The sequence below is a fragment of the Nonomuraea montanisoli genome (assembly GCF_013363975.1).
GTDB classification, from domain to species: domain Bacteria; phylum Actinomycetota; class Actinomycetes; order Streptosporangiales; family Streptosporangiaceae; genus Nonomuraea; species Nonomuraea montanisoli.
Map to the genome: position 1 here is coordinate 36,277 of NZ_JABWGN010000014.1, position 12,103 is coordinate 48,379.

General features: G+C 75.2%; 10 protein-coding genes. 6 read left to right on the forward strand and 4 right to left on the reverse strand.

Going from position 1 to position 12,103, the window contains the following annotated elements; translation table 11 throughout:
• The first annotated feature begins 34 nt into the window (after positions 1-34).
• The 4 genes from HTZ77_RS32570 (at position 35) to HTZ77_RS32585 (ending at position 5,679) form a co-directional block, all read left to right on the forward strand.
• The gene (locus HTZ77_RS32570) at positions 35-961 is read left to right on the forward strand and encodes a pseudouridine-5'-phosphate glycosidase (RefSeq protein ID WP_175593575.1); all 927 of its coding nucleotides are present in this window, start codon (positions 35-37) and stop codon (positions 959-961) included.
• Entirely contained in the window at positions 958-2,136 is a 1,179-nt protein-coding gene (locus tag HTZ77_RS32575) for a carbohydrate kinase family protein (RefSeq protein WP_328808904.1), read from the forward strand. The genes HTZ77_RS32570 and HTZ77_RS32575 overlap by 4 nt, the downstream gene beginning before the upstream one ends.
• Positions 2,137-2,219: 83 nt before the next feature.
• Positions 2,220-4,610 (forward strand): hypothetical protein, encoded by a 2,391-nt coding sequence (locus HTZ77_RS32580; protein ID WP_175593576.1) that lies wholly within the window; start codon positions 2,220-2,222, stop codon positions 4,608-4,610.
• A 106-nt stretch (positions 4,611-4,716) separates the two neighbouring features.
• Complete coding sequence (locus HTZ77_RS32585) at positions 4,717-5,679, forward strand: hypothetical protein (RefSeq protein WP_175593577.1); 963 nt, start codon at positions 4,717-4,719, stop codon at positions 5,677-5,679.
• Between the two features lies 1 nt (position 5,680).
• Here HTZ77_RS32585 and HTZ77_RS32590 read toward each other — a convergent pair whose 3' ends face one another.
• A complete protein-coding gene (locus tag HTZ77_RS32590) occupies positions 5,681-6,115 on the reverse strand; it encodes a nuclear transport factor 2 family protein (protein WP_175593578.1) in 435 nt (144 codons plus the stop codon).
• 87 nt (positions 6,116-6,202) lie between these two features.
• On the opposite strand from HTZ77_RS32590, the gene HTZ77_RS32595 reads away from it, so the two are divergent.
• On the forward strand, positions 6,203-6,769 hold the full coding sequence (locus tag HTZ77_RS32595) for a TetR/AcrR family transcriptional regulator (RefSeq protein ID WP_175593579.1): 567 nt from the start codon (positions 6,203-6,205) through the stop codon (positions 6,767-6,769).
• A 51-nt stretch (positions 6,770-6,820) separates the two neighbouring features.
• On the opposite strand, the gene HTZ77_RS48455 is transcribed toward HTZ77_RS32595, so the two are convergent.
• Complete coding sequence (locus tag HTZ77_RS48455; protein ID WP_175593580.1) at positions 6,821-9,853, reverse strand: helix-turn-helix transcriptional regulator; 3,033 nt, start codon at positions 9,851-9,853, stop codon at positions 6,821-6,823.
• A gap of 52 nt (positions 9,854-9,905) precedes the next feature.
• A complete protein-coding gene (locus HTZ77_RS32605) occupies positions 9,906-10,361 on the reverse strand; it encodes a GNAT family N-acetyltransferase (protein WP_175593581.1) in 456 nt (151 codons plus the stop codon).
• Between the two features lie 63 nt (positions 10,362-10,424).
• On the opposite strand from HTZ77_RS32605, the gene HTZ77_RS32610 reads away from it, so the two are divergent.
• Complete coding sequence (locus HTZ77_RS32610) at positions 10,425-10,949, forward strand: DUF402 domain-containing protein (protein ID WP_328808905.1); 525 nt, start codon at positions 10,425-10,427, stop codon at positions 10,947-10,949.
• Positions 10,950-10,965: 16 nt separating this feature from the next.
• Here HTZ77_RS32610 and HTZ77_RS32615 read toward each other — a convergent pair whose 3' ends face one another.
• Positions 10,966-12,102, reverse strand: a complete 1,137-nt coding sequence (locus tag HTZ77_RS32615) for an acyl-CoA dehydrogenase family protein (protein ID WP_175593582.1) — start codon at positions 12,100-12,102, stop codon at positions 10,966-10,968.
• Between the last annotated feature and the right edge of the window lies 1 nt (position 12,103).

The following is a 12,103-nucleotide window of genomic DNA, read 5'->3' on the forward strand; positions in this document are numbered from 1 at the left end:
CGGGGCGGACCGTTCGAAGGAGCACCACAGCCACATGCGCACCGCCGCCGACCCCCTTCTCCAGCCGTCCGACGAGGTCGCCGAGGCCCTGTCCACCGGTGCGCCCGTCGTGGCCCTGGAGTCCACGATCATCTCCCACGGCCTGCCGCAGCCGCGCAACCTCGAGGTCGCCCGGGAACTCGAGGGGATCGTCCGCGAGGCGGGCGCCGTGCCGGCCACCATCGCGGTGCTCGACGGCGTCGCCCGCGCCGGGCTGACCGAGGCCGAGCTGGAGCGCGTCGCGTCCGAGCCGGGGCTGCGCAAGCTGGGCCAGCGCGACCTGCCGATGGCCGCGGCGCTGAAGGCCAGCGGGGCGACGACCGTCTCGGCGACGTCGTTCCTGGCGGCGCGGGCGGGCATCCGGGTGTTCGCCACCGGCGGTCTCGGCGGCGTCCACCGCGGCTGGACCGAGGACCAGGACGAGTCGGCCGACCTCGGCACCCTCGCCGGCACGCGCATCACGGTGGTGTGCGCCGGCGTCAAGTCGATCCTCGACGTGCCCGCGACGCTCCAGCGGCTGGAGACCCGCGGCGTCAGCGTGGCCGGCTACCGGACCGACCTGTTCCCGGGCTTCTACCTGCACTCCTCCGGCCTGCCCGTCGAGTGGCGGGTGGAGACGCCCGAGGAGGTCGCGGACGTGATGCGCGCCCAGGACGCCTTCGGCGGGCCGGAGAGCGCGCTCATCGTCGCCAACCCGGTGCCGGTGGACCAGCAGCTCGACCCCGCGCTGCACGACCGGGTGCTCGCCGAGGCCCTGGAGGCGGCGGACCGCGACGGCGTCACCGGCCAGGCGATCACGCCGTTCCTGCTGGGCTACCTGGTGCGCGGCACGGGCGGCGCCTCCCTGGAGGCCAACCTGGCCGCCGTCCGCGGCAACACCGCGCTCGCCGCCCGCATCGCGCTCGCCTGGTCCCGGCCGTGACCGACGCGGGCCGGCCGCCCGCCCCACCGTCGGCGCTCCCCGCCTCCGGCGCGCCATTCCCCTCCGTCGCGGGGCCGGACACGTCGGACGCGGCGTCCGGGCACGCCGTACAGGCCCCGGCGGCGACCGGCCCCGCCGGACCTGACGCGACGCCCGCCCATGGCGCGGCGCCTGAGCAGGTGCCCCGGGACGCGGCGCACGCGTACAGCCAGGCGCCGGAGCGGGCGGGGGCCGCGTCCGGCGTGGCGGGTGGCGGCGGGCTGCTGGTGGTCGGCGACGTGGTGACGGACGTCGTGGCCCTGCACCGCGCCCCCGTCGCGCCCGGCACCGACACCGCCGCCGACATCGCGCTGCGCCCGGGCGGCTCCGGCGCGAACACCGCCTCCTGGGCCGCCCACCTCGGCGCCGACACCCGCCTGCTGACCCGGCTCGGCTACGACAGCAGCGAGTGGCACACCGCCGAGCTGGTCAGGGCGGGGGTGCGCCCGCACGCCCAGGTGGACCCCGCCCACCCGACGGCCGTGGTGATCGCGATGGTGGACGCCACCGGTGAGCGGTCCATGCTCACCAACCGGGGCGCCGGCGGCCGGATCTCCCCCGACGACTGGGACGACGCCTTCCTCGACGGCGTCGCGCTCCTGCACCTGTCGGGTTACACGTTCTTCACCGAGCCGGGCCTGGCCCTGGCCCGCCTGGCGATGGAGCGGGCCACCGGGGCGGGCATCGCGATCAGCGTCGATCCCGCGTCCACCGGGCCGCTGCGGGAGTTCGGGGTCGAGCGGTTCCTGGACGAGTCGGCGCCCGCCGGCCTGATCATCCCCAACCGCGACGAGGCGCTCGTGCTGACCGGCGTCGCCGAGCCGGAACGCGCCGCCGAGCTCCTCAGCGAGCGGTACGGCACGGCGGTGGTCAAGCTGGGATCCCAGGGGGCGCTCTCAGCGAGCGGCGGCCGTATCGTGGCGGCGGCGGAGGGCATGCGCGTCCACGCCCTCGACACGACCGGCGCGGGCGACGCCTTCGCTGCCGGATATCTCACAGCCCGACTCAAGGGCGAAGACGAAGTGGCAGCTCTCCGGGCGGGATGCCAGGCGGGTGCGGAATGTGTGGCCCTGGTGGGCGGTCGGCCACGGTACGGTTTGGAAGTGCACCGTCTTTACCCTATTCACGCCGATTGATAGCTTGCCGCGTAGGCTGCACCATGAGCCACATGCGTACCGCCTGGCAACGCGGTTCACTCTGGGGAGGTTAAGGTCCGCCGATGGAAGTCGAGTCATCGATCTGCCTGAGCGACCTGGTCCCCGCCCTGCGCTGGAGCAGGCCCCAGCAGGTCGCGGAGGCGCTGGGCGACCCGCGTCTGCCGGCCGCGTGGTGGTCCTCCGTGTCGCTGTCGCGGGCGCTCGCGACGGCCGGACTCGACTGGATCTGTGAACGGGTCGCCCGCCTTGCGGCCGCCCGCTGGGATCACCTTCCGCTGTCCGACCTCCTTCCGGCGCTGTCGGTGCACCGGGTGGACCCGGCGCTGCCCGGCTGGTCCGACGCCACCCGTACGGCCGTGGCGGGCCTCGGCGGCTGGCAGCGGCTGCGCCGGCTCTCCCCCGCCGACCTCGCCACGCCCTCGGCGACGCCGGAGGTGGTCATCAACTCCGTGCTGCGCGAGGTGCTCGGCCGCATCCAACACGAGCTGACGCAGACCGGCGCGACCGCCGCCGTACAAGCAGGTCAGCCGGAGGTCACCCGCCCGTTCGTCCCGCGCCCCGCCGGCGCTTCCGGTGAGGGCGCGGCCGCGTCTTCCGGCCCGTTCCCCGCCCAGCCCGCCGCGCACCAGACGGGCTCCTTCCCGGCGCAGCCGCAGAGCGGCGCCTTCCCCGCGCAGGGCGAGCCGCAGAGCGGCGGGTTCGCGGCCCAGCGGCAGGCCGCCGCCCAGCAGAGCGGCGGGTTCCCCGCGCAGGGCGAGGGGGTGCCGCCGCACCAGACGGGCGGTTTCCCCGCCGTCGGCCCCGAACCCCACCAGACCGGCGGCTTCCCCACCGTCGGCCCCGAACCCCACCAGACCGGCGGCTTCCCCACCGTCGGCCCCGAACCCCACCAGACCGGCGGCTTCCCCGCCGTCGGCCCCGAACCCCACCAGACCGGCGGCTTCCCCGCCGTCGGCCCCGAGCCCCAGCAGACCGGCGGCACGCCGCAGCGCGACACGGGCGCCTTCCCGGGGCAGCCCGGCTCCGACACCGGCTCGTTCCCCCGCCCGGGCGCCGCGGGCCCGCAGGACACGGGCGCCTTGCCCGCCCGGCCCGGCGCCTCCAACGACACCGGCGCCTTCGCCCGGCCCGGCACCGCCGGCCGGCAGGACACGGGCGCTCTCCCCACACGGCCCGGCGCCGCCCCCACCGGCCCCCTCCCCCGCACGGACGCCCCCGCACCGAACGGCCAGGCGCCGGGCGCCACCCAGCCGGGACAGCCCGCCCAACCCGGACAACCGGGACAGCCCGGTCCGCAGGTCAACGGCCAGCGCCCGGCGGTCCCCGTCTCCTCGCCCCTCATGGGCGACTACACCGGCGCCCCGGCCTCCCCGGCGCCGTCGCCCGTGCCGTCCGACATGGACCACGCGATGGTCCGGGTGGTGGACAGCCTGTTCCGCGGGCTGGACAAGCTGGAGCTAGCCGTGGCGGTCCACCGGCTGTTCGCCGAGGACCCCGTCAGCCTCCGTACGCTCGCCCACAAGATGCTCGTCGACCGTGACCAGCTCTCCCACGCGCAGCGCACCGCGGAGGAGCGCGTCCTGCACTGGCTGCGCTCCTCGGAGTCGGCGCCCGTGACGGGCCACATGTTCCGGTTGACCGAGTGGCTCGGCGCCGCCGCCACGCAGGAGCAGCTCATCGGCGCCGACCCGGCGCACCCGGTGATCGTGCCGTCGCTGCGCACGCCGCTGTGGCGGGTCCTCGTCACGCTCATGCCCGACCGCCGCCTCCAGGACGGGTGGCTGGTCGTGGGCGACATCCAGCGCCTCCAGGCGCGTACGCGGCAGTTGCTCGCCTCGCAGCCGGCCGACGCCGACGTGGTGGAGCTCCTCGGCGAGCTCGGCATCCGGGCACACTCGGCCAAGGCGTGGCTCGAAGCGCTGCCCCCGGAGAGCTCGGCGCAGGACGCGGCGGCCGCCCCCTCGCCCGCGCAGCCGCTCCCCCGGCGCACGCCCGGGGCCAACGGACACCACCACCGCGGCGGCCAGCCGATCCCCGCGGCCGGCGCCGGTTCCATCGACCCGTCGGCGGCGCTGGCCACGCTCTCGGCGCTGTCGGGCGGGCGCTCGCCCATGCTGCCGAGTCTCGCGGGCGCGCCGTCCACCCCGCCGCCGCCCATCCCGGGCCCGTCGTCCGAGCCGCGCCGCTGGCAGCGCATCGAGGTCACGCCCGAGCACCTGCGCGGCGGCCCGGTGCCGGTCCCGGAGGGGTACGCGGCGCAGCTCGGGATGCGCCCCGGCACGCTCCTGTCGGTGACGGGGCCGGGGGACAACGCCATCGTCCTGGTGTGGCAGGGCCACCAGCCGGTCTTCGACTCGCTCCAGCCGGTCCTGATGCGCCTGAACGCCCGCCCGGGCGACCAGGTGTACGTCACGGTGGACGGCTACCGCCTCGAGGCCCAGCTCACCGGCTGAAGCGCGGGTCCGCGGGAAGCGCTCCGCGGGCGGCCTTCGAGGCCCGCTCGGGGATTCTTCCCGTGGCGCGTTGAATCCCGCGTCGCCATGGGCTTAGGGTGCGGCGATGAGCGTGATCGAATGGCTGCTCGAATCCGACCCGGCCATCCGCTGGCAGGTGCTGCGCGACCTCACGCGCGCCTCGCCCGACGAGGCCGCCGCCGAGCGGGCGCGCGTGGAGCGCGAGGGCTGGGGCGCTCGCCTGCTGGCGCTTCAGGGCGCCGACGGGCTGTGGGACGGCGGCGCCTGCTACCCCGCCTCCTACACCGGCGGCGAACCGGGGCAGCCCTGGACGGCCACGATGCACACCCTGCAGACCCTGCAGATCTTCGGGCTCGACCCCGCGTCGGAGGCGGCGCGCCGCGCGATCTCGCGCGTCGCCGAGCACGGTCGATGGGAGCACGCCGGGCAGCGCTACTTCGACGGCGAGGTCGAGCCGTGCATCAACGGCCGGACGATCGAGACCGGCGCCTGCTTCGGGGTGGACGTCTCGGCGCTCGTGGAACGGATCGTCGGCGAGCGGCTCCCCGACGGCGGATGGAACTGCGAGGCCGAGAACGGATCCGTGCGCTCGTCGTTCCACACCACGATCAACGTGCTGGACGGACTGCTCGCCTTCGAGCGCGCGACCGGCGGCTCCCCCGCGGTGCGCCAGGCGCGGCTGGGCGGGGAGGAGTACCTGCTGCGGCGCGGCCTGTTCCGCCGCAGGAGCACCGGCGAGGTCGCCGACGCGGCGTACCTCGGCTTCGCCTTCCCGTACTACTGGCACCACGACGTGCTGCGCGCGCTCGACTACTTCAGGCGGTCGGGGGCCGGACCGGATCCCCGCCTGGCGGAGGCCGTGCAGGTCGTCCGCTCGAAGCGGCAGCCCGACGGCCGCTGGCTGCTCGACCGCCTCCATCCGGGTCGCGTCCACTTCGCCCTCGAGGAGGGCGTGGGGAGGCCGAGCCGCTGGAACACCCTCCGCGCGCTCCGGGTGCTCGACTGGTGGCAGGGCCCCGCTCCGGACCCGGCCGGCGCGTCGGCCTGACTCAGCCGGGGCCGTCGGATCCGCCGGCCGTCATGGCGAGGACCTGCGCCATCGCCGCCGGGTCCTGGTACTCGCGCCAGTGCACGATGCGTCCCTGCCTGGCGCGCAGCACCACCACGAACGGGGCCTTCGCCCGCGTCCCGGTCCCGGGGACCGAGGCCACCATGTGGTACTCGGCGATGATCACCTCCGGGTCGGCGGTGTCGTGGATCGTCACGTCGGCGAACTCCTCGAACACGATGGGCAGGGCCTCACGACCCGCTCGGGCCCTGGCCACGATCTGCTCGCGGCCTTCCGTCCTGCGGCGGCCGGGAGGGGCGAACGGCGCCTCGATCACGACGTCGGCGGCCAGCATGTCCGCGTCCAGGCCGGGCCTGCCGGCCAGGGCGTTGTGCTGGAAGCGCGCGAAGAGGTCTCGCGGGGTCTCCGTGGACATGGGTGTCCCTTCAGGCGTGAGGTAAGATGAGTGGCGACTCATTTTTGAAAATATGAGTGGCGACTCATCTTGTCAACGGGGGGACGAATGACGGCGGACAGACCCCTGCGCGCCGACGCCCAGCGCAACCGCGCCCGCATTCTCGCGGCCGCCGAGCAGGTGTTCGCCGAACGGGGCCCCGCCGCCTCCACCCAGGAGGTCGCCACCCGGGCCGACGTCGCCATCGGGACGGTCTTCCGCCATTTCCCCACCAAGCGGGACCTTCTCGCCGCGATCATGAAGGATCTGCGTCAGCGTCTCCTCGACAAGGCCGGGACCCTCCTCGCCGACGGCCCTCCGGGGGCCGCGCTCTTCGACTACTTCACGTTCCTCGTGGAGAGCTCCGCCAAGGTCGGCACCGTCGCCGGCCTCCTGGCCGAGGAGGGCACGGCCATCGAACCGGACGAGCAGATCGCGGCCTTCACCCAGACCTTCGGCACGTTGCTGGACGCCGCCCGGGAGGCCGGCACCGTCCGCCCCGACGTCCGCCTCGACGAGGTCATGGCCCTTCTCTCCGCCGCGACCCATGGCGCCCTGGCCGGGGCCTGGTCCGACGATCTCCGCCGCCGGACGCTCGCTCTGCTCCTGGACGCCCTGCGCCCTCGCCGAAGCTGAAGCTGAAGCTGCGCTGAAGCCCGCCCGGTCGGTGCCCGGGTCTCCCGAGGGCTACCGCGAGCCGTCGAAGAGGCCGAAGCGGTGGGCCGTGGCCGCGGCCTCGCCTCGCGACGCGGCTCCCAGCTTGGCCAGGATGTTGGACACGTGGACGCTCACCGTCTTGACCGCGATGACCAGCTCGCCGGCGATCTCGCGGTTGCTGCGCCCGGCCGTGACGAGCCGCAGCACCTCCAGCTCGCGGGCCGTGAGCCCCAGCGGCGCTCCGGCCTGCGCGCCGTCGGCGCCGCCGGCGGCCCGTGACCGGCCCGGGGCGGCCTGGGGCCGGCCCACCATGGCGTCGAGCCGGGCGAGCAGGGGCGCGGCCTTCAGGGGTTCGGCCAGCTCGCGGGCGCGCGCCACGCGGGCCGCGGCCCCCTGCCGCTCGCCGCACGCCAGCGCCGCCCGCGCCGCGTCGGCCAGGGCCAGCGCCTCCGAGTACGGCTGGCTCAGCGCCGCCCAGGCCGCCACCGCCTCGTCCCACACGGTGAGCCGCCAGGCGAGATCGCCCTCGCCGCCGTCCCTCGTACCGCCACCCCGGACACCGTCCCCGGCGCCGCCCGCAAGGCCGGCCCGGACACCGTCCCCGGCACGGCTGAGGACGCCCTCGGCGGCCGCCTCGCCGTCCGGGTCGCCCGCTCCGGCCCGCAGCCCCGTGAGAGCCGTGAACGTCAGCCGGTGGGCCCGCTGGAGGGCGCCCTGGACCTCTATCCGCCCCGCCACCTCAACGGCCTCGGGCGGCAGCGGCCCGCCCATCCGGGCGATCGTCACCAGCAACGGCCACAGGTAGCGCGGCCCGGAGCCCGCGGCGTGCTCCCGCAGGGCCCGCACGGCCGTGTCCCGCGCGTCGTCCGCCCGGCCGCGCGCCAGCAGCAGGGCGATCTCCCGGCCGGCGTGCGGCAGCACGTTCTGGTCGCGGAAGACGCCGCGCGCCAGGACGAACCGGGCCCGCTCGAACGACTCCTCGGCCCGGTCGAGCTGCCCGCGGGCCAGCGCGATGTCGGCGCCGAAGCCCTGCAGGCTGGCCTGGTGCGGCGGCGGGGGCAGGAGGTCGAGGGCGTGCTCGATGACGTCGAGGGCCTCGTCCCAGCGGCCGAGCGACACCAGCGGCTCGGCCAGGTTGATCGACAGGAACGCGCCGGAGGTGCGGGCCACGCCGTACCGCTCGGCCTCGGCGACGCCGTCGCGGGCCACCCGGGCCGCCCGCTCGTGCAGGCCCGCCCCCTCCAGGGTGTCGGACTCGGAGATGGCGCAGCCGAGCAGCGCGTTGAAGGCGTCGGCGCCGAGGGCGAGCCGCCGGGCCTCGGCGAAGCCGCCGAGGTGGGCCTCGGACCGGGAGAAGTCGCGGGCGCGGGCCCAGGTGAGGGCGATCAGGGCATGGGCCTCGCAGGCGGCGTCGCCCACCTCGCGGGCCAGCGCGATGGCCTGCTCGGCGGTGGCGATCTTCTCGTCCCACGCGTCGGCCGAGTGGAGCATGCGGGCGAGGTTCTCCAGGACGCGGGCGCGCAGCCGGGCCGGTCCGTCGGCCGTCAGGGCCGCCGCCTGGCGCAGGTCGTCGAGGTGACCGAACCGGCCCAGGTCGTAGCGGATGATGCCGCGCTTGCGCAGCAGGACGGCGGCCCGGATCGGCTCGGTGTCGGGGTCGAGCTCGGCCATGGCCGCCCCGGCCAGGGCGATGCCGCGCTCGTACTCGCCCGCCAGGTGGGCGACCGTGACGGTCTGGGACATCACCTCGACGTGGTCGGCGCCGATGCGTTCGGCGGCGTCGGGCACCTGGCCCCACAGCTCCAGCACCCGCGACAGCATGCGGAGCTGCTCGTCGTAGGCGGTGGACTTGCGCGCGGCGGCGGCCGCCGCCCAGGCGCTGACCAGCGCCCAGGTGGCGTCGTGGGCGGAGTGCCAGTGGTGGGCCAGCTCGATCGCGCCGCGCGGCGCGGGCAGGATGGACGGGTCGCGCTCCAGCGCCTGCGCGAAGCGGGTGTGCAGGCGGGTGTGCTCGCCGGGCAGCAGGTCGTCGTGGAGGGCCTCGCGGATCAGCGCGTGGCGGAAGGAGTAGCCCTCGCCGTCGACCACGAGGACGTTGCCCGCGACGGCCGGGCGCAGGGCGCGCGACAGCTCGGCGTCGTCGAGGCCGGAGACGGCCGACAGCAGCGCGTGCTCGATGTGCTGACCTCCGGCGCTGGCCACGCGCAGCAGCTCCTGCGTCTCCTCGGGCAGCCGCTCGACGCCGGCCAGCAGCAGGTCGCGCAGCGACTCGGGCAGCGCGAGGCCGCCGCCGGCCTCGCTGAGCAGCGCCTCGACGAACAGCGGGTTGCCCTCGCTGCGCGCGTAGATCATCTCGATGTCGGCGGGTCTGGGCTCGCGCTCCAGGATGCTCGCCGCCTGCTTGACGACCTCGCGCCGGGTGAGCCTGCGCAGCTCGATCCGGTTCACCCAGCCCACCCGGGCCAGCTCGGCCAGCAGCGGGCGCAGCGGGTGGGTGCGGCGCAGCTCGTCGGTGCGGTACGTGACGACGATGAGCAGGCCCGCGTCGGAACGCTGGTAGCGGACGAGGAACGACAGCAGGTCGCGGGTGGAGCGGTCGGCCCAGTGGGCGTCCTCGACGACGAGCACCACCGGCTGGTCCTCGGCCAGCCGTTCGAGCAGCCCGAGCATCTGCTCGAACAGCCGGGCCCGCGCCTCGGCGCCGTCGCGGTCGGGCTCGCCGAACTCGGGCAGCAGCCGGGCCAGCCCGCGCGTGGTGCCGCCGGGCACGAGCGCGGCGACCCCGTCGCGGCCGCGCTCGCGCACCAGGCCGCGCAGCACGGCGCTGAAGGGGGCGAACGGCAGACCTTCGGTGCCGAGCTCCAGGCAGCCGCCGACCAGCACCAGCGCGTCGCCGGCCCGGCCGGTGAACTCTCTGACCAGCCGCGTCTTGCCCACGCCGGCCTCGCCGCCGACGAGCACGGTGGACGACGACCCCGCACGGGCGCGGGAGAGGGCGTCGCCGAGCGCGGCCAGCTCGCCCGCCCGGCCGACGAAGAGCGGGCTCACCGTGTGGATCGTCACGCCCTACAGGATGCCATCCGCCTCCGACAGGACGAGCCCGCCCCGTACGCTCCTACCTGAGGATCTTGCGGAAGAACGCGGCCGACTCCTCGTAGCCGAGCGCGTGGTAGAACTCCGGCGCCCGCCGGGTGGCCATCGACAGGTACCGGGCGCCGCGGGCGCGGGCCCACCGCTCGCACTCCTCCAGCAGCGCCCGCCCGATGCCCTGCCGCCTCGACCCGCGGCGCACCATGGCCTCCTCGACCCAGGCGACCGGCCCGTTGGCGAACAGGGTCAGGTGCGCGAACCCCAGCAGGTAGCCGTGCACCCGTCCGCACGTCACGGCGGTGATCAGCAGCGCGTCCTCGTCGCGCAGCAGCCGCGGCAGCGCCTCGTCGAACGCGGCCCGCTCGGGCCGGAACGACAGCGCGAACTCCCGGGTCAGCCCGAACAGCTCGTCCGCGTCGGATTCCGTGGCCGGTCTGACCACCAGCTCCCCTGCCGTCCCCAAGGTGTCGATCGGCGTCATGATCCGACCGTACGTCACCCCCTGCCCTGGGCGGGGCGCGGGCCTTGGGTTAGCGTTCCGGGCGTGAGCGAGATCATGGTCGTCTACCGCAAGTACGGGGGCGCGCTGCACTGGCACCACCGGGGAACGCTGCTCGGCGAGGACGAGCACGGCGTGTGGGTCGCGGCGCCCCCCGGCACCGTCGCCCGCAAGGGCGACGGCCCGCCGGTGACCTGGGAAACCGCGATCGTCATGCTGTTCCCGCGCGACGCGTGGTGGACGGCGAGCTTCCACGCGCGGCCGCACCGGACCGACGTGTACGTGGACGTCACGACGGTGCCCGAGTGGCGCGACGGCGACGTGGCGGAGCTCGCCGAGGTCACCATGGTGGACCTCGACCTCGACGTCATCCGGATGCGTGACGGGCGGCTGTTCCTGGACGACGAGGACGAGTTCGCCGAGCACCAGGTGCTGCTGGGCTACCCGGCGGAGGTGGTCGCCCGGGCGGAGGAGACGGCCGCCATGCTGATGACGGCCGTCGGCTCCCGTCAGGGCCCGTTCGGCGGCGCCCACGAGCCGTGGCTCGCCCTCGCCGACCGCCCCGGGTGACCGTGGCCGGCGCGGGTCAGAGGTCGCCGAGGCCGAGCTGGCGGGCGATGAGCATGCGCTGCACCTCGCTCGTGCCCTCGCCGATCTCCAGGATCTTGGCGTCGCGGTAGAAGCGGCCCACGGGGAACTCGTTCATGAAACCGTACCCGCCGAAGATCTGCGTGGCGTCGCGGGCGTTGTCCATGGCCGCGTTCGAGGAGACCAGCTTGGCGATGGCGGCCTCCTTCTTGAACGCCTGCCCGGCCAGCATCCGCTCGGCGGCGTGGTAGTAGGCCAGGCGGGCGGTGTGGGTCCGGGCCTCCATGTCGGCGATCTTGAACTGGATGGCCTGGTAGTGGCCGATCGGGTGGCCGAAGGCCCGGCGGTCGCGGACGTAGCGCAGGCACTCGTCCACGCAGCCCTGCGCGAGGCCGACGCCGATGGCGGCGATGGCGACGCGTCCCTCGTCGAGGGTGCGCAGGAACTGGGCGTAGCCGCGGCCGCGCTCGCCGAGCAGGTTGGCGGCCGGCACCCGGCAGTCGCTGAAGGCCAGCTCCCGGGTGTCGGAGGCGTTCCAGCCGACCTTGGAGTACTTCTTGGACACGGTGAAGCCCGGGGTGCCGCTCGGCACGAGGATCGTGGAGATCTCCCGATCGCCGGTGAGCGCGGCGACGGCGACCACGCCGGTGATGTCGGTGCCGGAGTTCGTGATGAACGCCTTGGTCCCGTTGATCACCCATTCGGCGCCGTCGAGCACGGCCGTGGTGCGCATGCCGCCCGGCACGTCGGAGCCGCCGCCCGGCTCGGTCAGCCCGAACGCGCCGAGCAGCTCCCCGGTCGCGAGCCGGGGCAGCCACTCCTCGCGCTGCTCGGGCGTGCCGAACCGGTAGATCGGCATGGCGCCCAGCGACACCGCCGCCTCCAGCGTGATGGCCACGCTGGAGTCGACGCGGGCCAGCTCCTCCAGGGTCAGGCAGAGGGCGAAGTAGTCGCCGCCCATGCCGCCGTACTCCTCGGGCAGCGGCAGCCCGAACAGGCCCATCGCGCCCATCTGGCGCACGATGCCGTACGGGAACTCCTCCCGCTCGTAGTGGTCGCCGATCACCGGGGCGACGACGTCGCGGGCGAACGCCTCGACGGTCTTGCGCAGCTCTTCGTACTCGCCGGTCAGCATG

Excerpts from the sequence above, each read along its gene's own strand:
- HTZ77_RS32615 (WP_175593582.1), bottom strand. The coding sequence starts at position 12,102 with ATGCTGACCGGCGAGTACGAAGAGCTGCGCAAGACCGTCGAGGCGTTC.
- HTZ77_RS32580 (WP_175593576.1), top strand. The coding sequence starts at position 2,220 with ATGGAAGTCGAGTCATCGATCTGCCTGAGCGACCTGGTCCCCGCCCTG.
- HTZ77_RS32605 (WP_175593581.1), bottom strand. The coding sequence starts at position 10,361 with ATGACGCCGATCGACACCTTGGGGACGGCAGGGGAGCTGGTGGTCAGA.
- HTZ77_RS32595 (WP_175593579.1), top strand. The coding sequence starts at position 6,203 with ATGACGGCGGACAGACCCCTGCGCGCCGACGCCCAGCGCAACCGCGCC.
- HTZ77_RS32570 (WP_175593575.1), top strand. The coding sequence starts at position 35 with ATGCGCACCGCCGCCGACCCCCTTCTCCAGCCGTCCGACGAGGTCGCC.
- HTZ77_RS32590 (WP_175593578.1), bottom strand. The coding sequence starts at position 6,115 with ATGTCCACGGAGACCCCGCGAGACCTCTTCGCGCGCTTCCAGCACAAC.
- HTZ77_RS32585 (WP_175593577.1), top strand. The coding sequence starts at position 4,717 with ATGAGCGTGATCGAATGGCTGCTCGAATCCGACCCGGCCATCCGCTGG.